The following is a 19,187-nucleotide window of genomic DNA, read 5'->3' on the forward strand; positions in this document are numbered from 1 at the left end:
TCACTCCGAGATCTTGTAGCCAAAGCCGTGCACCGTGCGTATGTAGCCGTTCTCATGCTCGGGGTCGTAAAGCTTCTTGCGTATATTCTTTATGTAACTGTCGATAGAACGCTCAAAACCGTCATACTCATAGCCGAGCGCATAGGTTATAAGATCGTCGCGGCTCCACGTCTTCTCAGGACGCGCAGCCATCTTTGAAAGGATCATAAATTCGTTGCGGGTAAGCGATACCTCTTCGCCGTTCTTCTTGACGGTAAAGTTTTGCGGGTCTATCACGAGCGAACCGCCCACCGTAATGACATCCGAGCCGCCGCCCTCCGCCGCGCCGTTCTTGCGCAGGTTGGCCCGGACGCGCGCCATCAGGATCTTGGGCGAAAATGGCTTTACTATATAGTCGTCCGCGCCGGCGTCAAGCCCGGCGACGATGTCGTCCTCTCCGCTCTTTGCCGTCACCATGAGGATCGGAGCGTTTGAGCTGCGGCGTATCTCACGGCAAACGTCGGCGCCGGCCATACCCGGAAGCATCAGATCCAGCAGCACCAGGTCAAAAGTGTCGGAGCGGAACTTGGCAAGCCCCTCCAGGCCGTCCCGCGCGATCTCCGCGCCGTAGCCCTCCCGCTCTATATAGGCCTTTTCGACCTCTGCTATCGCTGATTCATCCTCAATAATAAGTATCTTCATGGCCGCACCGTCGCTCTCCTCGTAAACTTTCTTCGTTAATTATATGCCAGAAATATCTCCTATGTCTCTTTTACGGCCGGGACGGATCAAAAAAACCGCCCCGACCTTCCTGTTGGTTTCTATAATAAACGCAAGGGCTCTATGCCGAGCCGCCAGCGATATTTTTACAGCCTAGTTGATTACGCAATTATGCTGCGGGCAAGTTCCCGGCCTGCGGCAGTCGGGGCAATCCCGGTGTGAGCCGCAGAAATCGTGACGTCCCTCCGCCCGTCCGCGCCGGTGTTCTCCATCCTGCATAAACCTCGCCGGGTCCTTGAGGACCTCCTCAAAACGCGCCTTCGCCTGTTCGCGGCGCGTCTTTGAGGCCTCTTTGTAAAGCTCGAGCGCCTTTGCCTTATTAGGGTAATCCTTGCTCATCTCCTGGCGGAGCTCGCGCCAGGCGCCGTCGTTATCTCCGCGGCCTCTTCCGCCTTCGTCACGCCAGCGGCAGCGGCTGTCCTTATCGTGGTTGGCGAGGCAGTCATTGAAACGCTCCGCCATAAAACTCTCTCGAATATCAAGCTCCTTCTCAAAGAGCTTCCGCGCCTTTGCCTTATCAGGCTTATCCTTGCTAAGTTCGGCTCTGATCTCGCCTTGCAGCTTTTTCAACGCGTCAAATTGTACGCGCTCCTCCTGCGACAGTTCCCGGCCTCCGTGACGGCGCCCCTCGTGACGCGGAGCGTCTCCGCAAGGCTGATAAGCGGCAGCCGTTCCCGCAATTGCCATAACCATCAATAACGCTCCGATGATTTTAACTTTCATTCGTTTATTCCTCCCAGAAAAATTTTACCTCGGCGGCCGCCATATTCTAAAACCGGCCGCCTCCCTATCCGCTGAGGATATGATATCAAGAGGCTATGAAGATTTTATGAACTAAATGTGGGGATTTTGTGAAGGCCGAAACGCCGCCCCCAAACCGACCGGAAAGCCTCCCCCGGCCGCAGCCATACCGGCACAAAAACCAGCCGGCGGAGGCGCTCCGCGGCGCCGCCCCAAAAACAATTCATAAAGAAAATGGGATGAAATTTCTCTCCCTTCCTTGACACCACAGTCAAGGATTGTTATACTCTCTTTCGTTACGGCGGCATAGCCAAGTGGTAAGGCAGAGGACTGCAAATCCTTTATCCCCAGTTCGAGTCTGGGTGCCGCCTCCAAATTTTTTTATTTCCCTTAGAAACTATTTGCGAATACTGGTGTTTCCCGCCGTTATAAACTTTTGTTATGGCAGGCGATTTATAATACTATGCCGCGCCTTTTGTCCGATGCGGCTCAATAATCGAAAATTATCACAATTGGCACGGATAGAATAAACAAGACTGCGCTTGAATTAACCGCCCCTTTTCAATTATAATTTCATAGTTTCCTGTTTCCTTTTCCGAAAAAACTCTTTCTGATTATGAAAAGGAGGGATGTATATGAATCTATTTGATGAGAGCAACTCTCGGAAAATATTCATAAGACGCCATAATACCGACGGTGCCGCGATAATTGCCGAATGTGAACTTTGCAGGCTCGGCCCGGAGGACATCGAAGAGACGGCCGCTCTTCATGATGAAGTGGCCAACGGACTTTCCCGCGATATCTTCGCGGCGAGCCCATACGAGGAGATCGAGCGTTTTCTCGGCAGCGAAGGGCTGGCGGTCGGCATACGCCATAAAGGAAAGCTCGTCACTGCGCGCACCGTAAAGATGGAACGCAACTGGGTTGAGAAGGAGGTAAAATCCTTTAATGTCGAACTTGACGGCGACGAATTCCCCGCCGTCACCGGTTTCTGTGTCGTGGACTGGGAGTTCCGCGGCAACAACGTACAATATCTGACACAGTACCTCGTTGAGGACATCGTCGCGAGGGAACACACTTCTCTGCTGACGACCGTATCGCCGAAGAATATCTTCAGTCTTGAGAATATACTGACCTGCAATTTCAGGATAATCGGCATCAAAGAGGTCTATGGAGGCTATCTGCGTTTTATCCTAAAAAAGGACTTCCGCTCGTCGCTGCTGCCGATATGGACGCACGGCCACCTGCAGATCCCCATCAGAGACAAGGCCGCGCAGATGAAGGCCATCGCCGAGGGATACGCGGGATACAAACTGGTCCGCAAACACAAGAGCGGCTTTCACATCCTCTATGCGAGGGCGGCGGAGGCGTAGACGGCGTAGACCGTCTATTCGGCCCTGCCGCTCTTTAGCTTGCCGTACAACGAAAATAATTCTGTGATCGGGAAGATGAGCGTAAGAAGCCTTCTTCCCGAAAACGCCGTAAGCGCTCCTGCCGCCGCCGCGGCGGCTGCGCTTTCTATCGGGTAACTTCTTATTATATTTGCCGGGCTCATCTTATCCATAGCCGCGGCGAAATTCTTTTTCGCCTCGGCTAGGTTTGCCGGCTTAGTCCGCGTCTTCATTTTTTGACTCCGCGCGCTCCGCGCCGCCGTTATTCCGCGGCGACGATTTTGATATAAGAGTCATCCCCACCGCGCCGAGCAGCAACGCGACGATGAAGGCGGCCGCGGGGGCTCCGAGCAGGCGGGCGAGCGTGAGGTACAGCGCGTAGCCGGCCGCCAGCAGGCCGGCGGTAAGCAGCACTCCGCCAAAAAAGAGCATGATGGCGCCGCGCGCGACGATCTGTGCCTGTTCGCGAAGCTCGCGTCCCTCCGCCTCCATAAGGTCAAAAAAACTCAGCACAAGCTCGGTCAGCCGGCTCATTCAGTTGTCCCTCCGTCCAAAGCTGACAGGAGGTCTCTGTTTTCCCGCGTCATCAGGAACGGTGAAAATGTCCGCCGTGACAGACCTTGTTCTCCAGCAGCCTGGCGATCAGAAGGCCGGCGCCAAATGCCGCCGCCACCGATATAAACGGATGCTCGCATATTTTCGTTCCGGCCGCGCGCATCGCCTGATCGCGCTCTTCCTTGTATTTCTCGACAAAGGGGGTCAGGTCTTTGTAAAGGCGCTCCGCGCCGTTTTTTATATTTTCGAGCAGAGCTTCTTTTCCCTCGCTGATCTCTTCCCCCGCCATTTTTGCCTGCTCCTGAAGTTTCGCCTCCAGCTCCAGTATCTTTGCCTCCATCGCCTCGATCTTTGCCTGGCTAGCATCCATAATTTGATCGCTCATAAGAAATGACCTCCTTCAAATAGTTATATATTTTGGCGTTCCGCCGCAAGTTTATTCTAACATCGGCGCAGGCGGATAATTATATAGAATTACCTGAAAAAAAACGCTAAAATCAATGGTTAACGTATTATCTCGCCGCGCCCCCGCGTCGGCCGTTTGCCTATACAAATATATAGCCATCCCGGCAAGATGGCAAACGGCAGCCTGAATTTTTTAAACGCGAGAAACCGGCGTCAATTCAAAACGGCGCATATGGGTGTTTTTCGGGGTAGAATAATCATATCGTTTTCTTGTATGTCCATCACAGGGAGGTTGTCATTTTGGGAGAAAAATTTAAAGAGATCCCGCTTCTGCAGCAGAGAGAGATCGAGGCAAAGGTGATCGGCCCGCTCATACGCGCCTTTTCCCTTGAGTTCGGGGAGGAGCGTGCTTACGAGGTCGTCAGGCGTGCGCTGAAAGATATCTCACGCGAGGCCGGAAAAGAGCTGAGTGAAAAATGCGGCGGCGGCCTGGAATCTTTTAAGAAAAACTGCATCGCGCGCTGGAACGCCGGCGGAGCGCTGGAATCCACTCTGAAAGAGGACAGCGCCGATTGCTGCCGCTTCGACGTCACCCGCTGCGCCTTTGCCGAGCTTTACCGGGAACTCGGCTATGGGGATATAGGGAGCGTCATCTCATGTGAGCGTGACGCGGCCTTCCTTGAGGGCTTCGACGAAGGGCTGGAACTCGTTCGCAGCAAGACGCTGATGGAGGGCGGAGACCGCTGCGATTTCTGTTATAGAAAGAAGAAATGACCGCTTAAAGACGCCCGTCCCGCCGGTCAGGATGATCTCCGGCGGGACGGGATTTTTTTATTTTACAAGTTTTTCAGCCTGATGAGCTTTATTTGCCGACGGAGATGAAAAGCGTCTGCCCGCCGCGCGAGACGAGGAGGCCCAGCGCGCCCTTCTTTGCGCTCATCATCCGCTCCCAATCGGCGATGGAGTTTATCTTCTGGCGGTTGATCTCCAGAATCACATCTCCGGGGCGAAGGCCGAGGCGCTGCCCCTGCGAGCCCTGGGCGATCTTTGTCACGACCACCCCGCCGGTCTCCGAGAGGTCATGCTGTCTGCTGAATTCCGGGCTGTTGACGACCACCGTGACGCCCATCTGCGTCGATTCCTGCGGGGCGCTCTGCTGGCCGCCGCGCGGGTTGGAGCTCTGTCTTCTCGCGCCCTTGATGCTGTCCATATCGCCGAGCGTTACTTCGACGGTCATCTTTTTGCCGTCGCGATATATCTCAAAGGGTACCTTTTCGCCGGCAAGTTTGTTGCGCACGGCAAAGACCACGTCCTCGCTGTTCTTTATCTTGCTGTCGCCCACCGCCGTTATCACATCTCCGCGCCGCAGTCCGAACTTCTCCGCCGGTGAGCCCTTCTGGACGTCTGCGATGATCGAGCCCTCTTTGACGGGGATCTTATAAGCCTCTACGAGTGAAGCCGTAAGCGGCTGCACAGTCACTCCGAGCCATCCGCGCCGCACCTCTCCGTGTTTGATGAGGTCGTCCATTATCTGCTTCGCCATATTTACTGGGACCGCGAAGCCTATGCCCTGGGCATAGGGAACGATCGCGGTGTTGATCCCGATGACGTTTCCATTGAGATCGATGAGCGGGCCGCCGCTGTTGCCGGGGTTGATCGCCGCGTCGGTCTGCAGGAATCCCTGAAAGTTGATGCCGGGGGCCTGCAGAGTCCTGTTTTTCGCGGAGATGATGCCCGCGGTGACAGTGTTCTCAAAACCATGCGGGTTTCCGATCGCCACTACCTGCTCGCCGACTTCCGTCGCGCCGGAGTCGCCAAGCGGCAGTACCGGAAGGTCCTTGGCCTTTATCTGAATGACGGCAAGGTCGAACGTCGGGTCCTGCCCCACTTTTTTGGCGTCGAAGGTCCTGCCGTCGAGCAGAGTTACCTTTATCTTGTCGGCATCCTCAACGACGTGGTTGTTCGTGAGGATGTAGCCCTCTTTGCTGACGATGAAGCCGGACCCCTTGCCGCGGCGCGGCACCTTTCGCGGCTGACTCTGACGCTGCTGGGGGCCGAAGAACTCTTCGCCGAAGAACTCCTCAAAAAAAGGATTTCCCTGGAAGGGGTTGACCACCGGCTGCTCTGTCACCATCGTCTCAACGTCGATGTTGACGACCGCCGGCGAACTCCTCTTGACGATAGCCACGTATGGGTTCTTTTGATCAAACACCGTCGGGGCGGAAGCCGACGCCGCCCCTCCGGGATTTGCGGCCACGCCGACGCCGGCCTCGGTTACTGTGTATCTTGTTGCTATATAGGACCCAGCGGCCCCGCCGGCGAATAAAACCAGCGCGGCCAGCGCGGCTGTTCCGAACTTTTTCAAACCGCTGTTCAGATTGAATTTCTCCATTGAAACACCTCCAAAATTTTTCTCACTTTCTACTTACTGCATGGCTCATAATAATACCATATGGTCAATGAAAGTCAATAATGCTTTTTGTGGAATATTTGTGGAGATGTCAATGCCATTCGTGCTATAATTAATCAAAGGCGCACGATCTTGAGGAGGACTCGCGGGAACTTGAAGAATAGGATAAATCTACATTTTTTCCTGACACGCACCTTTGTCCTTCTTATAGTAATGCTCTTTTTGTTTGCCTGTATGAGCGTTATGCTGCTGCTGCGCGTCCGGGAGCTATACGGCAGACAGGACAGCGTCCAGACAAATTCTGTAGTTTCGCTTGCCGCGGACATCGTCAATGAAAGAATAAATACCCGCATCCAGATGCTCTCCTCTGTCGCGAGGACGCGCGCCAACGAATCGACAAGGGATCCGCGCAAGGTACTGGACGGGCTCAAGGATTATATCGCCTTTTACCAGACGTCAAAAGATGAGATGGATTACAAGCGCATCTCCATCGCCGACGCGGATGGCACGGTGATAAATCCCGATGGAAAAGGTTACAACGTCTATGTTTACGACTCCTTCCAGCGGGCACTGCGCGGTTTTTCCTCAACGTCATCCGTGATGCTCGACCCCGCCGCGAAAGACAGGATACAGGGAACCGAATTTATCGCGATCTGCGTCCCCATCTATATGGGGGCCGAAGTCATCGGCACGCTCAACGCCGTGATGGGGCTCAGGGACGCTGCCGCCTTCCTGAAAAATATAAACATCCAATATAACGGCGCCTTCCTCTTTCTTGTAGACGGGGAAAATTCCGTCATCTCAAATTCAGGCCTCTTCAGCGACCCGCAGATGTTCCTCAGCAGTTCGACTAACGTATTCAACTTCATGGGAGGCATCCTCTCCGAGCGGGAGAGCGACGAACTCGCCGCGCGGATGTCTTCCGCCGCCGACGGCTCCGACGTCTGCAATTACAGTTCAAAAGACACAGGGCGTTTTATCTCCTACGTAACGCTGCCCAATACCAACAACTGGAAGCTCATCGCCATCTCGTCAAACAACAGTATCAGAGGCGAACAGCGCAAGCTGCTGATGACGGTCGCCGCCGCATTCACGGCGCTGACGCTGCTGCTGATCACCATCATCCTCTCCGTCTATTTTTACGCCTGGCGCTCGTCCCGCCTCCAGCGCATCTCCAACGCGATGCTGGACTCATCGGGACTTCACCTGCTGACCCTCCATCCTTCAGGGCGGGCTGAAGGTTTCGACGGCGGCTTCGCGGAGCTGCTGGGGCTGCCGGCAAAGACACGAGACTTCAACTTCGGCGACATCACGATTGCCGGACAGAAAATATTCCCGCACGCGCCCTTCAAGGGAGGGGAATCGCTGCGCCTCTGCTGCGCCGTTTCAGGCGGGCACTGCGTATACCTACTGATTCAGCTTGTCGAAGCCGATCCCAAGGGAATAGGGCAGGCGCTGGCGCTCGACATCACCAAGGATGAAAAAATGCAGCAGCGCATACGCGACCTCGCTTACGTCAACAAGCTCACGGGACTGCCCAACAGTGAAGTCTTCTCACAGAAAATACGCGCGGTGATGGCGGAGCATCCGCCGGAAGATTACCAGGCCGTATGCTGCTTTGTCGAGATCAACAACGCGAACAGGATACTGGAAATATTCGGCAGCCCCGTTTACAACAAAACGATCGCTGAGGCCGCCAGCCGCCTGAAAACGGCGGTGAAGGACTTCAAGGCCGAGCTTTACAGCCTGAAATACGATAACTTCGTCGTCTATCATGATTACAAAGATACAGAAGAGCTTGCGGAGCTCCGCGAGGCGATCAAAGCGGCTTTCTTCGCTCCGTTCCGCGTCGGCAACAGTACTTTTGACGTCAGCTGCAACATCGGCGTCATCACCTATAAGGAATATACCGCCAACCACAGCGTCACGCCAGACGATATATTTCGCTATGGCGAGATAGCGACGCGCCTCGCGAAGGAAAACAACGGCGTCTGTCATCTCGATGAGAAGAGATACCGCTCCATACTGCGCAGCCTCGACATTGAAACGGCGCTCAGCCTCTCCCTGAAAAACTGTGAGATGGAGCTCTATTACCAGCCGATATACGACGCCATGGAGGATAGGATCACCTCGGTGGAGGCGCTCTCACGCTGGCGCAGCGCCAGCCACGGGGATATACCGCCGGGCGTATTCATCCCGATGGCGGAAAAAAGCGGCTTCATCAACGCACTCGGCGATTGGGTCGCTGACGAATCGATCGCCTTCGCAAAAAGGCTTAAGAATGCGGGATGCGGCGTTTCCGTGGAATTCAACGTCTCTCCCGTACAGCTCGCGCAGGCCGACTTCATCCCGAAACTGCTTGCAAAGGTCAGAGATTCCGGGCTGCCGCCTCATTCACTGGGTATCGAAATAACGGAATCGAACTGTCTGGAAAATGCCGTGGAACTGCGGGAGATGCTGTGCCCCGTCAAAGAGGCGGGAATAGCGATATATATCGACGACTTCGGCACGGGATACTCCACCATCTCTTACCTGAAAGACCTCAGCGCCGACTATATAAAGGTAGACAAGAGCTTCGTCGATGATATAGAGAATTCCGCCATACAGAGGGAGATCGTCAGGGCGATCATCGCGGTCGCGCGCGCCACCGGGCAGAAGGTCATCGTCGAAGGGGTCGAAAGCGAAGACGAGCTTGCCGTTTTGCTCAGCATCGGCTGCACAAAAATACAGGGTTACCTGATCGCGAAGCCAATGGACGGCGAATCGCTGCTGCGGTTCCTGAAAAACTTCAGCGGCGGCGAAGCGCGAAAAGACGTATAACGGAGAAAGCCAGCCAGAGAAGGCCGGCGAAAGAGGCGAGCAGCCATATCCACCTGGAGCCGGGAAGCTCCCTGAAATGGTCAAAAATGAGCCGGTAGAGACCGTACAGCGCCATGAAAAGAGGGAATACCACCGCGGCGCTGCCGCCGCCCCTGACTCTTCTCACAAACCTCTCGACCAGCAGCAGCAGGATCAACATCGTCAGGGCGGCGAGAGATTCCATCAACTGCGAGGGATACCGGTAAAGGCCCGCCGGATCAAAATGCAGATGCACGGCCCACCATGGCGCCGGGGCGTAATGCTTTCCAACGCCGGCGCAGCAGCCTTCCATAAAACAGCCGATACGGCCGACGCCGAGCATCGCGGCGGCGGGAATGGCGGCGGCCTCCGCGAAATCTTCGATGCCGATCCGGCATTTTTTCAGCCGCCAGATCCCAACAAGTCCTCCGGCGAGCATACCTCCCCCCGAGGAGAGCCCGCGCAGCGTCATTTTAAGAGAGAGGCCGCCGCTGAGGTAGAGCGGCAGCCTCTCAGCGACGCTGGCCGCGTATGAACCGAGGACGCCGGCGCAATAGACCCATAGCAGCACGGAAGTGACATCGTCGTCGTCCATGTCCCAGAGCTTTTCGGCGCGGCGCCGCGTCCAGAATACGAAGATGAGCAAAGCGGAAGCCCACAGCAAATAATAGCTGCGGGCCTCCACAAATGAAATTTTAAATATTACGGGATACATGATCCCCCTTCGTTAGTTGAACTTTCCGCGATTGGAGTGTCTCCGTCCACGGTCGCCGCCGCGGCCTCGCGCGGCCGCTCCCACGGGGCAGACGAGGACCCTGCGCAGCGGCTCTTCGCCGATCGAACGGGTCTCCACATCCTTATTGTCGCGCAGAGCGATATGGATGAGGCGGCGTTCCCAGCTCGACATCGGCTCAAGGCTCACCGGCGATCCCTTGTGCTTCGCCTCGCGCGCGATCGACTCGGCAAGGCGGCGCAGCGTCTGCTCCCTGCGGGCGCGGTAGCCCCCGCAGTCGAACCGGACGCGTCTCGTCGACATATCATCGTGGCAGACAAGGTTCGTGATGTACTCAAGGGCCTTCAGCGTCTCGCCGTAGCGGCCGATCACCACTCCGGCGTCCTCGCCGACCAGGTTGATCATGCCGTCGTCGGTAAGCTCCGGTATCAGGTCAAGTTCCATCTTGTCGAGTATCTCGTTGACGAAATGGCAGGACTTGATATAAGAGACGGGCGCGAACGGGCGTATCTCTATCTTATAGGTCGAGCCCAGCAGTCCGAAAAGTTTTTTATCCTCGGAGAGGACCGTCGCGTCCACATCCTCAGTCCGGATATCCCACATCTGAGCGCCCTTGGCTTTCGCTTCATCGATCGATGAGCAGTCCACCACTGCGCTCTCTATTTCAGGCATCGGTATCAGATCTGTCTCTTTCATGATTTAATCCTCATCGTCTTCGTCATCGTCGTCCGCGGGATTAACCGGCTTGTTCTTGTGGAGAGTCGGCTTTACCGCAAGCTCTTGGGTCGTCTTCTTCATCACGAAATACTGCTGCGCTACGCCTATCAGCGAGGAGAGGCCCCAGTAGAGCATTACGCCGCCTGGCATCGAGAGGCAGATGAACGCCATAAAAAACGGCATGATGGTATTCATCATCGCCATCTGGGGATTGTTGCCGCCCGAGAGCTTCTGCTGCGCCCAGGTGAGCACGGAGATGCTGATGAGCAGGATCAGGTTTCCAAGATAAAAGTTGACGTGCGCAAGTCCGGCGGGATTCGTAACGACGGCGGAAAGGACGGCCATTATGCTGTATTCGCCGTTGGCGGCCGCCGCGATGCCGAAAGCCTTGGCAAGCCCCGCGGTCGTCGAAGAGCCGAGAAGGACGCCGAAAAAGGCCGTATCCGCGAAATCATAGGTGCGCAGTACGTTGAAGAGCAGGATGAGTATGGGAAGCTGCACTACGAGGGGCAGGCATCCCGCCGCCGGGTTTACTTTGTATTCCTTGTAGAGACGCATAGTCTCCTGATTCATTTTTTCCCTGTCGTTAGCGTATTTTTCCTGGATCACCTTCAGCATCGGCTGAATCTTCTGCATATGCTGCATAGAGAGCATCTGCTTCTGATTGAGCGGGTAAAGAGCGATCCTCACCGCTATTGTGAGCAGTATGATCGCCAGTCCGTAAGAATGCGTGATCCCATAAAAGAACTCGAGTATCGAGAGAAGGAGCTCGCTCGCTCCATTCCATATCGCGCCCAAAACCTTCACCTAACCTTTCGAAGTTTGCTCCGTCTTTGAGCAGAGCCTTCCTATCCATTTCCGCACCGCAATCTCAGCGGTCTCCGGCACAGGGTCGAAGCCCCCCTTATGCCACGGGCCGCATTTTACCAACCGGGCCGACGCCAGCCACAATCCAGTGACCGGGCCATAACGCCGCAGCGCCTCCGCCGCGTACTCGGAACAAGTAGGATAAAACCTGCATTTTCCCCCGCCAAGGATCGGAGAGATGATCGCCTGATAGGCTCTGATGCAGAATATCATACAAAAAGAGACCAAGCGCACGATCAATTTCTCCCGGAATCGATATTCCAATCCGCGCCGGGCCACTCCTGTACCAGCAAGCCCCGGCGTTTCAGGGAAAGAGCCATGTCCGCATAAATTTCATCGGCCTTCGCCCCGAGGGCGTTTTCACGCAGGGAGGCCACTATCCACGTACCCTCTCTGACCCACGGCAGAAGCCTCCTGACGGCCTCGCGCATAACGCGGCGTCCGCGCGTGCGCCGCGCCGCGCCGGCGATCTTCTTGCCGACCGTCACACCGGCAAGCGCGGGCCCCTTTGCCTTAGTTAGAAACAACAACCGCACCAGTGCGCCAGTTTCACGACGTCCGGTGCGGAATACAAGATCAAATTGCCACCCGCTCTTTAGCCTTTTTGCAGATGAAAAACCAAAATCCACAGCTAATTAGACGGCGAGACGTGCTCTACCTTTACGGCGCCGATTTCTAAGAATGCGGCGTCCGCTGGGGGATGCGGAGCGTTCAAGAAAGCCCATTGAGCGCTTGCGTCTTATATTGTGCGGCTGAAAAGTTCGTTTCACAGACTACACCTCCTGCGTTTTGTCATCGTTATCAAACTATCAAAAATTCTTTGCAGAATAATTGGCCCATAAACAACCTGATAAATATAACATAGACTTGCCCGCGCGGCAAGAAAAGAATAATCTTTTTGGCGATTTTTTTTTGAACTATTGCGCAACGCCCCCCTTTTGTGCTAAGATGTTCGCTGTCTTTGTGAAGGAGGTGACGGCATTGCCAAATAAGAAATCAGCAAAAAAACGAGTCCTGGTCACTGAGAGAAACCGCATCTACAACCGTTTCTGGAAAACCCGCTGCAAGAACGCGGTTAAGAAACTCCTCGAGGCGGTAGCGAGCAAGGATCTTGATCTTGCGACAAAGAGGCTGAACGAGGCTCAGGGCGTACTGGATAAGGCGGTAGTTAAGGGCGTCGTCCACCGTAATACAGCGGCCCGCCGCAAGTCGAGCATGTCTGCAAAAGTCAAGGCTCTCTCAGCCTAAGACACGGGTCTGTATATTCATTATTTAGAAAACAACGGCGGAGCTCCCTGCGGAGATCCGCCGTTTTTCGTTCGTCCTAAACTGCAAACTTGAATTTAATCGTCCACTCTACCGGCTCCGCGCAGCGGGAGATGAGCTCAACAGAGTTATCACCGCCGTCTCCAACCCCTGCCAGCCGGAGCCCAGCCCGCTTCTCTCCTCGATGTTCATCCTTATCAGAGAGGCGATAAAGTCGGTGACCGCCGCGTGGCCGTACCTCTGATCGGCCTGCTTCGCCATGCGCCAGGCGTAATCCTTCGCGCCGAGCGCCTGGGCGAAAGCCGGTCCGTCCTTGCCAAGCCCCGAGTACCAGGCCAGTCTCATACGATTGTGTATCGGCGTCAGCGTCGGTATCAGATCCCCCGTACGCGCTATCGCCCGCAGGCTCTTCAGCACTCCGGCACAGTCGCCGGTACAGAGGCCGTCAAGCAGGCGCAAAAGGTTCCGGCTCCCGTCGTCGAGACAGAGCTGCTCCACATCATCCGCGCCGACGGGGGTTTTCTTTTTCAGAAGGCCGAGGCTCTTCAGCTGAGCACGGATCTCCTCCGGGTCCTCAAGCAGTTCGACGATCATCGAAGCTCCCTGCGGCGCCAGGTTCACGCCGAGCTCCTTCGCTAGGCCGGCCACCCACATCTGGCGTTCGCGCGGCCAGCGGGGAAACTCCGCCGCCCGGAGCAGCCTGCATTTCGCGAGGATATCTTTGGGGATAAACTTCGACGGCTGCGACTTTACCTCGCTTTCATAAACGAGTACGAGCACAACGGACGAGGCGGGGTCGATCATAAAGGAGAGTTTTTCGGGGAAGGGGCCCATAAGCGGAGCCCCCTCGACGACGATAAAACGGTTTTCGTCAAAAAGGCCGCCGGTCATATTATCGGAGAGAAGGGAGTGCCACTCCCCGCCCTCCTGCCTCCCGGCGGCCGCATATCCTTTTTTTTCAAGTTCAGCCGCGGTCTCCTCGAGAAGGCGCCTTTGAGCTGTCCCCGAGGCGGCGATCAGGAGGAGGGCCGGCATCAGCCCTTCACCACTATATTTACGAGTTTTCCGGGGACGGATATCGTCTTGACGATCTCCTTGCCCTCGAGACGCTTCTTGGTCGCCTCGCGGGACATCACCTCGGTGAGCAGCTCCTCCTTTGAGAGGCCGGCCGGCACGGTGAACTGTTCGCGCACCTTGCCGTTTATCTGCAGAACGACGGCGGCGCTGTCCGCGACAAGCGCTGACCCGTCTACCTCGAACCACCTGCGGACGGAGAGGAAGTCTTCATTGCCCATCTGGTGCCAGAGCTCTTCCGTAATATGAGGCGCAAAGGGAGAGAGACAGCACAGCAGCGTCTCCACGCCCTCGCGCTTGATGCTCCAGCCCTTGGCATCCTCCGGCGCGAAGGAGATCAGCGCGTTCGTCAGCTCCATCAGGCGGGCGACGGCGGTGTTGAACTGACGCTCGTCGCGGATGTCCTTCGTCACGCGGTCCAGAGCGCTGTGGATGACGCGCTTCATATCGCGCTCCGCCTGCAGCGTGAGAGAATCCATCGCCACGCGCTCCGCGGAGGCCTTTTTAAGTTCTTCGAGGTTCTGCTCGACAAGGCGCCAGACGCGTCCGAGGAAACGGTTCGCCCCTTCGACTCCGCGCTCGGACCAGTCGAGGTCTTTCTCCGGCGGGGCCGCGAAAAGAATGAAGAGGCGCGCGGTATCCGCGCCATACTTTTTTATTATCTCGTCTGGGTCGACGACGTTGCCGATCGACTTTGACATCTTGGCGCCGTCCTTGATGACCATGCCCTGCGTCAGGAGCCTCTTGAACGGTTCGCGCATATCGGCGGGAAGCAGGCCGAGGTCGGAGAGCACCTTCGTGAAGAAACGCGCGTAGATCAGGTGCAGGCAGGCGTGTTCGATGCCGCCGATGTACTGATCCACAGTCATCCAGTAGGCAGCGTCGTCCTTGTCAAAGGGCTTATCTTTGCACCACGGGGACGTATAGCGGTCAAAATACCATGAGGAACAGAAGAAGGTGTCTATCGTGTCCGTCTCGCGGCGCGCGGGGCCGCCGCAGACCGGGCAGGTCGTATTATACCAGTCGGGACGCAGCGCGAGCGGGTTGCCGCCGTTCGCCGGCATCTCGATGTCAAGCGGCAGCTTGACGGGGAGCTGTTCCTCGGGGACGGGAACGACGCCGCAGTGATCACAGTAGACCATCGGTATCGGCGTGCCCCAATAGCGCTGACGCGAGATCAGCCAGTCGCGGAGGCGGAACTGCACCTCTTTTTTGCCCTTATTGTGCTCCACGAACCACTCGGCGGCCCTCTCGATCGCCTCTTCCGTCGGGAGGCCGTCAAGGAAGCCGGAGTTGCATGAAACGCCGTCCGCCGCTACCGCCGCGGGCATCGTCGCGCCGTCGGGAGCAGGTTCGTCAACAGGGCGGACGACTGTAATGACGGGGATATTATATTTGCGCGCAAAATCAAAGTCGCGCTGGTCGTGCGCGGGAACGCCCATGATCGCCCCCGTGCCGTAATCGGTAAGGATATAGTCGGCTATCCAGATCGGCGCCTTCTCGCCTGTGACGGGATTTATCGCGAAGAACCCCGTATCGAGCCCCTCCTTGTCCGTACCGACGGCGGTGCGTTCGATCGTGCTGCGCGAGGCCATCCGCTTGGCGAAGGCGCGCATCTCATCGGCCTTCTCTCCGCCGGCCATCTTCGCAAATTCCTCGACGTAGGGGTGCTCCGCGGCCATCGCCACGAAGGTGACGCCGAAGATAGTATCGATACGCGTCGTGAAAGCTTCAAGCTTGAGGTCCGTATCGGCGATATCCATCTCAAAGTGTACGCCCTCCGAGCGGCCGATCCAGTTGCGCTGCATCGTGACGACGCGCTCCGGCCAGCCCTTCAGGTCGTCAAGGCAGTCGACCAGCTCCTGCGCGTAGTCCGTGATACGGATGAACCACTGGTCAAGGTCGCGCTTCGTGACGGGCGTGCCGCAGCGCCAGCAGACGCCGTCGTCAACGACCTGCTCGTTGGCGAGGACCGTCTGACACTTCTCACACCAGTTGACGGGCGCGTGCTTGCGGTAGACAAGGCCCTTCTTATAGAACTGAAGGAACAGCCACTGGTTCCATCTATAATAGTCCACATTGCAGGTCTCGACGCGGCGGCGCCAGTCGTAGCTGTAGCCGGAGCGTTTAAGCTGCTGCGTCATATGCTCGATGTTGCTCCATGTCCAGTCAGAGGGAGCGGTCTTATTCTTGATCGCCGCGTTTTCCGCCGGCATGCCGAAGGCGTCGAAGCCCATCGGGTAAAGGACGTTGAGCCCTTGCATACGCAGGAATCTGGCAAGCAGGTCGCCTATCGAATAATTGCGCAGGTGGCCCATGTGGAGCGCGCCGCTCGGGTAGGGGAACATTTCAAGGCAGTAAAACTTCTCTTTGCTGGGGTCGGCCTCTACCTCAAATATCTTCGAGTCGGCCCACGCTTTCTGCCATTTTGGCTCAATGGCGGAAAAATCATACGGCATCTATATCTCTCCTTCTTAGATGAAGAATTTTCATTTATACATCAAGGTATTATATACACTGGATTATGAGAGGTCAAACGCAGGTAAATCGGCGTTTATACGCACGACTAACTTCATAACCGAGGGCCTGCCAATGCTCGCCGCACACTAGTGCGCCTCCGCTTGGCAGGCCCTCGGTTATTTCGTTATTCGCACGTCTAAACGCCGATTTACGCGATTGCGGGAAAATATAAACTACGATTTTACAATTCATCCACAAAAACGGCCTGCGTTCGGAGACGCGGCTCTTCACCGGGGCAGCGCGAGGGAACGGTTATTGCTTCTTCTCCCCTCCGCTGATGTTCTTCAGCACAAAGGCCGCCCATAGTTCAAAGGCGTCCTTGAAGTTCCAGGGGTCTTTGCCGGTGAGGGCGCGGATCTTTTTAAGGCGGTACTGCAGGCTGTTTCTGTGCATCGCGAGGCGTTCGGCCACTTCTCCGCTCGCGAAGGGCGATTCGCACCAGCCGAGAAAGGTGTCGCGCATCTCTTCGTAGTCGTTGCGCCCTTCCAGCCCGGCGAGCGTCCGGTCGGCGAACTCTTCGCGCTTGCCGGCGGGGAGCAGGTCGAGCAGCGCCTCGCTCGTGAGGTTGCGGGCCGATATCACTCCCGAAAGTTTGAGCTGTCCCGCGAGGCGCATCGCGTCACGCGCCGAGCGCAGCGAGATAGCGAGGCCGTTCAGGTCGTTCGCGGGAAAGCCGACGGCGATGTCGGCCGTGATGCCCTTGTTTTCGAGGCTCTCAATGAAACCGCGGGCGACTCCCTCTATATTCTGGGTTATATCGTCGTTCGTACCGGGACGGTTCGGCGTTACGAAGATGGTCACGCGCCTGTTTCTCTGCGGGCAGATGACGTTGCGCGGATGTGAAAAGGCGGAGCGCAGCTCGCGCACCATCACCTGATAGGCGTTCTCGCTGGAATCGTCTTTCCAGCTTTTCATCTCGACGACGACGGAAGCCTTGCAGCGTGTAAGCGTGACGCCGAGCTCTTTGCCCTGCAGTGTGATGAGCTCGCCCATCCCCTGCGAAGCGTCGTAGGAGGCGACATTCTCGACGAGGTCGCGCAGGGCGCGTTCGCGCATGAGGTTTGATTCAAGGAAGGCCTGTTCGCGCAGCATTATCTCCGCCTGCTTCTGCACGAGCAGCCCGAAGCGCTCGACCTCCTCCGGCATGCCGGTTATCGAGACGGAACCGATGACCTTGTCGAAGAATTGTATCGGCAGGGTATAGCCGGGATAGACGCCCGGCATTTTTTTCGCCTCCTCGCTGTATGTGACGCAGGGCTTGTTTTCCTGCATCACCTTTATGGACGGTTCGTGGTAGGTGCCGACCCTTTTCTTGACATTACATCCAATAATGATGCCATTTTCGTCGGTAACAAGAACGCCGCGGCCGATAACCTCGCTCGTACTTTCGGCGATATTCTGGGCCATCTTCTTAAACATCGGAAAACCACTCCCGGACTTTTTTATTCAAGAGCATAGTTCTATTTTTATTATATATCATTTTTATGTTCTTAGGAATGATGTATTTTACCTTGCATATGGATAGAATGTGAATAGGGAGACAAAGGGGCTGAAGCGCCGAAATCTTCCAAAAAGAATTAAATGTTTGTTTTATCAATAAATAAGGAGGAATGCAAAATGCGTTTGGAGTTGCATAAGGTCCATATCAAGGGACTTGATTTTGCAGAGAAAACCCACGTAAAGAACGGCGTGCTCTATGTCAACAAAGAAGAAGCCGAAGCCCTCATCGCCGAGGACAGAAACTTCTCAAAGGTGAGCATAGACTTTGCCCGTCCCGGCGAGAAGACCCGCATCATTCCGGTCAAAGACGCGGTCGAACCCCGCGTGAAGATCGGAAAGGGCAACTATTTCCCCGGATTCATGGCTCCCATGGAGAAGGCCGGAAACGGCGAGACGCTCGTCCTTGACGGCGCTGCGGTCATAACCTGCGGTCCGATCGTCGCCTTCCAGGAGGGCTTCATCGACATGAGCGGCCCCGCAGCCCCCTATTCACCTTTCTCAGAGACGTACAACATCGTCCTCTCGGTCGAACCCACAGAAAACCTTGAGAAGCACCTCTACGAGACTTCTCTCCGCGAAGCCGGACTGAAGCTCGGCGTCTATCTTGCCCGCTGCGCGGAAGAGAACGGCGCGAAGGCCGACGAAGTCGCGGTATTCGAAAAGGGCGACACCTTTGAAGAGAGCCAGAAGTACCCTGATCTCCCGAAGGTCATCTACGTCTGCATGAATATCACCCAGGGACTGCTGCACGACACCTATCTCTACGCGGCTGACCTCCGCCCCTCGCTCCCGACTCTCATTCACCCGAACGAAGTCCTCGACGGCGCGATGGTCTCCGGAAACTGCGTCTCTGCCTGCGACAAAAACACCACCTGGCACCACTGCCACAACCCCATCGTACAGGCCCTCTATGCCCGCCACGGCAAAGAGATAAACTTCCTCGGCATGGTCCCCACACAGGAGAGCACCGTGCTCGCCGGCAAGATCCGCGCCTCGCAGATGAACCTCTCGATCGCGCAGCAGCTCGGCGCGGACGGCGTGATCGTATCGGAGGAAGGCTACGGCAACCCCGACACCGACCTTTGCCTCAACGCGAAGAACTTTGAGAACGCGGGCATCAAAGCGGTCCTCGTCTCCGACGAATCGGCCGGAACGGACGGCGCGAGCCAGAGCCTTGCCGACGCCACGCCGGAGCTGACGGGCTTTATTTCCACGGGCAACGTCAACGAAATGATCGAAGTTCCCGCGATGGACAAGGTCATCGGCTACCCCGAGTCGATCGCTGTCCTCTCGGGCGGCGCGGAAGAGAGCCTGCGCCCCGACGGTTCAATGTATGTGGAGCTTCAGTCCATCATCGCCTCCACAGCTGAAATCGGCTACAACAAGCTCGGCTGCGAGTGGGTATAGGGAG

20 protein-coding genes and 1 tRNA gene are annotated in these 19,187 nt (G+C 56.4%); 6 read left to right on the plus strand and 15 right to left on the minus strand.

The window, feature by feature from the left end:
- Both CLOEV_RS10665 and CLOEV_RS10670 read right to left on the minus strand, forming a co-directional pair.
- Entirely contained in the window at nucleotides 1-681 is a 681-nt protein-coding gene (locus tag CLOEV_RS10665) for a response regulator transcription factor (RefSeq protein WP_008712768.1), read from the minus strand.
- Between the two features lie 171 nt (nucleotides 682-852).
- Entirely contained in the window at nucleotides 853-1,482 is a 630-nt protein-coding gene (locus CLOEV_RS10670) for a hypothetical protein (RefSeq protein ID WP_034443614.1), read from the minus strand.
- A gap of 318 nt (nucleotides 1,483-1,800) precedes the next feature.
- On the opposite strand from CLOEV_RS10670, the gene CLOEV_RS10675 reads away from it, so the two are divergent.
- Both CLOEV_RS10675 and CLOEV_RS10680 read left to right on the plus strand, forming a co-directional pair.
- Nucleotides 1,801-1,874: transfer RNA gene (locus tag CLOEV_RS10675), tRNA-Cys, on the plus strand.
- Between the two features lie 261 nt (nucleotides 1,875-2,135).
- Entirely contained in the window at nucleotides 2,136-2,873 is a 738-nt protein-coding gene (locus tag CLOEV_RS10680; RefSeq protein WP_008712770.1) for a hypothetical protein, read from the plus strand.
- Between the two features lie 14 nt (nucleotides 2,874-2,887).
- Here CLOEV_RS10680 and CLOEV_RS10685 read toward each other — a convergent pair whose 3' ends face one another.
- From CLOEV_RS10685 to CLOEV_RS10695, 3 genes are read right to left on the minus strand one after another with little or no spacing between them, the layout of a single operon-like run.
- Nucleotides 2,888-3,124 (minus strand): hypothetical protein, encoded by a 237-nt coding sequence (locus CLOEV_RS10685; protein ID WP_034443616.1) that lies wholly within the window; start codon nucleotides 3,122-3,124, stop codon nucleotides 2,888-2,890.
- On the minus strand, nucleotides 3,108-3,425 hold the full coding sequence (locus CLOEV_RS10690; RefSeq protein WP_034443617.1) for a phage holin family protein: 318 nt from the start codon (nucleotides 3,423-3,425) through the stop codon (nucleotides 3,108-3,110). Before CLOEV_RS10690 ends, CLOEV_RS10685 begins: the two co-directional genes overlap by 17 nt.
- Before the next feature lie 52 nt (nucleotides 3,426-3,477).
- On the minus strand, nucleotides 3,478-3,831 hold the full coding sequence (locus CLOEV_RS10695) for a hypothetical protein (protein ID WP_034443619.1): 354 nt from the start codon (nucleotides 3,829-3,831) through the stop codon (nucleotides 3,478-3,480).
- 320 nt (nucleotides 3,832-4,151) lie between these two features.
- On the opposite strand from CLOEV_RS10695, the gene CLOEV_RS10700 reads away from it, so the two are divergent.
- Nucleotides 4,152-4,625 carry an L-2-amino-thiazoline-4-carboxylic acid hydrolase gene (locus CLOEV_RS10700; protein ID WP_034443620.1) on the plus strand — a complete coding sequence of 158 codons (474 nt, stop codon included), beginning with the start codon at nucleotides 4,152-4,154 and terminating at the stop codon, nucleotides 4,623-4,625.
- Between the two features lie 88 nt (nucleotides 4,626-4,713).
- Here CLOEV_RS10700 and CLOEV_RS10705 read toward each other — a convergent pair whose 3' ends face one another.
- Nucleotides 4,714-6,243 (minus strand): Do family serine endopeptidase, encoded by a 1,530-nt coding sequence (locus CLOEV_RS10705; RefSeq protein WP_034443622.1) that lies wholly within the window; start codon nucleotides 6,241-6,243, stop codon nucleotides 4,714-4,716.
- 171 nt (nucleotides 6,244-6,414) lie between these two features.
- On the opposite strand from CLOEV_RS10705, the gene CLOEV_RS16105 reads away from it, so the two are divergent.
- Complete coding sequence (locus CLOEV_RS16105; RefSeq protein ID WP_051485039.1) at nucleotides 6,415-9,081, plus strand: bifunctional diguanylate cyclase/phosphodiesterase; 2,667 nt, start codon at nucleotides 6,415-6,417, stop codon at nucleotides 9,079-9,081.
- Here the strand turns inward: CLOEV_RS16105 and CLOEV_RS10715 are convergent.
- From CLOEV_RS10715 to rpmH, 6 genes are read right to left on the minus strand one after another with little or no spacing between them, the layout of a single operon-like run.
- The gene (locus tag CLOEV_RS10715) at nucleotides 9,050-9,814 is read right to left on the minus strand and encodes a prolipoprotein diacylglyceryl transferase (protein ID WP_034443625.1); all 765 of its coding nucleotides are present in this window, start codon (nucleotides 9,812-9,814) and stop codon (nucleotides 9,050-9,052) included. The genes CLOEV_RS16105 and CLOEV_RS10715 overlap by 32 nt on opposite strands.
- A 12-nt stretch (nucleotides 9,815-9,826) precedes the next feature.
- Nucleotides 9,827-10,528 carry an RNA-binding cell elongation regulator Jag/EloR gene (gene jag, locus CLOEV_RS10720; protein ID WP_051485040.1) on the minus strand — a complete coding sequence of 234 codons (702 nt, stop codon included), beginning with the start codon at nucleotides 10,526-10,528 and terminating at the stop codon, nucleotides 9,827-9,829.
- Nucleotides 10,529-10,531: 3 nt separating this feature from the next.
- Entirely contained in the window at nucleotides 10,532-11,347 is an 816-nt protein-coding gene (locus tag CLOEV_RS10725) for a YidC/Oxa1 family membrane protein insertase (protein ID WP_008712785.1), read from the minus strand.
- Nucleotides 11,348-11,356: 9 nt separating this feature from the next.
- Nucleotides 11,357-11,650 (minus strand): membrane protein insertion efficiency factor YidD, encoded by a 294-nt coding sequence (yidD, locus tag CLOEV_RS10730; protein WP_392439068.1) that lies wholly within the window; start codon nucleotides 11,648-11,650, stop codon nucleotides 11,357-11,359.
- Nucleotides 11,651-11,652: 2 nt separating this feature from the next.
- Nucleotides 11,653-12,045, minus strand: a complete 393-nt coding sequence (locus CLOEV_RS10735; RefSeq protein WP_034443633.1) for a ribonuclease P protein component — start codon at nucleotides 12,043-12,045, stop codon at nucleotides 11,653-11,655.
- Between the two features lie 6 nt (nucleotides 12,046-12,051).
- Nucleotides 12,052-12,186 (minus strand): 50S ribosomal protein L34, encoded by a 135-nt coding sequence (rpmH, locus tag CLOEV_RS16540; protein WP_083829738.1) that lies wholly within the window; start codon nucleotides 12,184-12,186, stop codon nucleotides 12,052-12,054.
- A 211-nt stretch (nucleotides 12,187-12,397) separates the two neighbouring features.
- On the opposite strand from rpmH, the gene rpsT reads away from it, so the two are divergent.
- Nucleotides 12,398-12,664 (plus strand): 30S ribosomal protein S20, encoded by a 267-nt coding sequence (gene rpsT, locus CLOEV_RS10740; RefSeq protein ID WP_008712790.1) that lies wholly within the window; start codon nucleotides 12,398-12,400, stop codon nucleotides 12,662-12,664.
- A 108-nt stretch (nucleotides 12,665-12,772) separates the two neighbouring features.
- On the opposite strand, the gene CLOEV_RS10745 is transcribed toward rpsT, so the two are convergent.
- From CLOEV_RS10745 to CLOEV_RS10755, 3 genes are all read right to left on the minus strand, one after another.
- Entirely contained in the window at nucleotides 12,773-13,717 is a 945-nt protein-coding gene (locus tag CLOEV_RS10745; protein ID WP_034443636.1) for a DNA polymerase III subunit delta, read from the minus strand.
- Entirely contained in the window at nucleotides 13,717-16,215 is a 2,499-nt protein-coding gene (gene leuS / locus CLOEV_RS10750) for a leucine--tRNA ligase (protein ID WP_008712795.1), read from the minus strand. Before leuS ends, CLOEV_RS10745 begins: the two co-directional genes overlap by 1 nt.
- Before the next feature lie 313 nt (nucleotides 16,216-16,528).
- Complete coding sequence (locus tag CLOEV_RS10755) at nucleotides 16,529-17,695, minus strand: CdaR family transcriptional regulator (RefSeq protein WP_008712799.1); 1,167 nt, start codon at nucleotides 17,693-17,695, stop codon at nucleotides 16,529-16,531.
- Between the two features lie 198 nt (nucleotides 17,696-17,893).
- On the opposite strand from CLOEV_RS10755, the gene CLOEV_RS10760 reads away from it, so the two are divergent.
- Nucleotides 17,894-19,183: a glycine/sarcosine/betaine reductase component B subunit gene (locus tag CLOEV_RS10760; protein ID WP_034443640.1), complete on the plus strand. Its 1,290-nt coding sequence runs from the start codon at nucleotides 17,894-17,896 to the stop codon at nucleotides 19,181-19,183.
- The last annotated feature ends 4 nt before the right edge of the window (nucleotides 19,184-19,187 follow it).

The sequence above is a fragment of the Cloacibacillus evryensis DSM 19522 genome (assembly GCF_000585335.1).
GTDB classification, from domain to species: domain Bacteria; phylum Synergistota; class Synergistia; order Synergistales; family Synergistaceae; genus Cloacibacillus; species Cloacibacillus evryensis.

Bases quoted from the DNA above. Each gene is read 5' to 3' on its own strand.
- CLOEV_RS10680 (WP_008712770.1), top strand. From the start codon at position 2,136: ATGAATCTATTTGATGAGAGCAACTCTCGGAAAATATTCATAAGACGC.
- jag (WP_051485040.1), bottom strand. From the start codon at position 10,528: ATGAAAGAGACAGATCTGATACCGATGCCTGAAATAGAGAGCGCAGTG.
- CLOEV_RS10690 (WP_034443617.1), bottom strand. From the start codon at position 3,425: ATGAGCCGGCTGACCGAGCTTGTGCTGAGTTTTTTTGACCTTATGGAG.
- CLOEV_RS10755 (WP_008712799.1), bottom strand. From the start codon at position 17,695: ATGTTTAAGAAGATGGCCCAGAATATCGCCGAAAGTACGAGCGAGGTT.
- CLOEV_RS10665 (WP_008712768.1), bottom strand. From the start codon at position 681: ATGAAGATACTTATTATTGAGGATGAATCAGCGATAGCAGAGGTCGAA.
- CLOEV_RS10695 (WP_034443619.1), bottom strand. From the start codon at position 3,831: ATGAGCGATCAAATTATGGATGCTAGCCAGGCAAAGATCGAGGCGATG.
- CLOEV_RS10715 (WP_034443625.1), bottom strand. From the start codon at position 9,814: ATGTATCCCGTAATATTTAAAATTTCATTTGTGGAGGCCCGCAGCTAT.
- CLOEV_RS10670 (WP_034443614.1), bottom strand. From the start codon at position 1,482: ATGAAAGTTAAAATCATCGGAGCGTTATTGATGGTTATGGCAATTGCG.
- leuS (WP_008712795.1), bottom strand. From the start codon at position 16,215: ATGCCGTATGATTTTTCCGCCATTGAGCCAAAATGGCAGAAAGCGTGG.
- CLOEV_RS10745 (WP_034443636.1), bottom strand. From the start codon at position 13,717: ATGCCGGCCCTCCTCCTGATCGCCGCCTCGGGGACAGCTCAAAGGCGC.
- CLOEV_RS10685 (WP_034443616.1), bottom strand. From the start codon at position 3,124: ATGAAGACGCGGACTAAGCCGGCAAACCTAGCCGAGGCGAAAAAGAAT.
- CLOEV_RS10705 (WP_034443622.1), bottom strand. From the start codon at position 6,243: ATGGAGAAATTCAATCTGAACAGCGGTTTGAAAAAGTTCGGAACAGCC.
- CLOEV_RS10760 (WP_034443640.1), top strand. From the start codon at position 17,894: ATGCGTTTGGAGTTGCATAAGGTCCATATCAAGGGACTTGATTTTGCA.